The following is a 761-nucleotide window of genomic DNA, read 5'->3' on the forward strand; positions in this document are numbered from 1 at the left end:
GCGCGTCGAGGAGCGCGGAGACGTCCTTGACCTCGTGCTCGGGGTCGTTCAGCCCGATCTTCCCGCCGGAGCGGCCGAAGCCGCGCGCCGACCAGGTCATGACGGCGTAGCCGTCGCGGGCCAGGCGCTCGGCCTGGGCGCGGACGTCGTCCTTGCTCCCGCCGAAGCCGTGGCCCAGGAGCACGGCGGGCCGTTTCGCCGAGGGGTCCCCGGAGGTGAAGAAGGAGGTGTCGATCCCGGCACCGGGCGCGCCCGGACCCGCGGCGTCCAGCCCGGGCACCTGCACGAACCTGTCCTCGCGGCGCACGGCCGGCTCGTCCCCGGACGCGGCGGCCGTCCAGGAGCCGGCGCCCGCCAGGACGGCGAGGGCGGCGGCGCCGGCGAGCAGGCGGTCGCGGGGCCGCCGGGGCAGTCGTAGCTTCATACGGGCACCCTAAAGCCCGTGATCGTCTTCCCCGAGCTCCCTCAAGGGGAGCTCCGCCCCTTCTCCAGGACTACCCGCGCGGACGGGCGTACCGCAGCCGCAGTAGACCGGGGCCCGTGGCCTGTGGCACACCGGGGACGGGCGTAGCGCAGCCGCAGTGGGCCTGCGGCCTGCGGCGCAGCCCCCCGCCGCGTCGCCTGCCGCCCGCCGCCTGTGGCCTGTCGCCCGGCGCCCGCCCGCCCGCCGCCCGGCGGCCCCGCCCGCAGGCGGGGTCGGCGCCCGTCGGCTGCCGCCCGGCGTCTGTCGCCCGGTGGCCAGTCGCCCGCCTGTCGCCTGT

At 78.4% G+C, this 761-nt stretch carries 1 protein-coding gene; it reads right to left on the reverse strand.

Features of this window, described 5'->3' with window-relative positions; translation table 11 throughout:
- Positions 1 to 424, reverse strand: a 424-nt coding sequence (locus tag SSNG_RS31395) for an alpha/beta hydrolase (RefSeq protein WP_007267978.1), incomplete at its 3' end; no start/stop codon positions are given.
- Positions 425 to 761 lie beyond the last annotated feature (337 nt).

The sequence above is a fragment of the Streptomyces sp. C genome, assembly GCF_000158895.1.
Taxonomy (GTDB): domain Bacteria; phylum Actinomycetota; class Actinomycetes; order Streptomycetales; family Streptomycetaceae; genus Streptomyces; species Streptomyces racemochromogenes.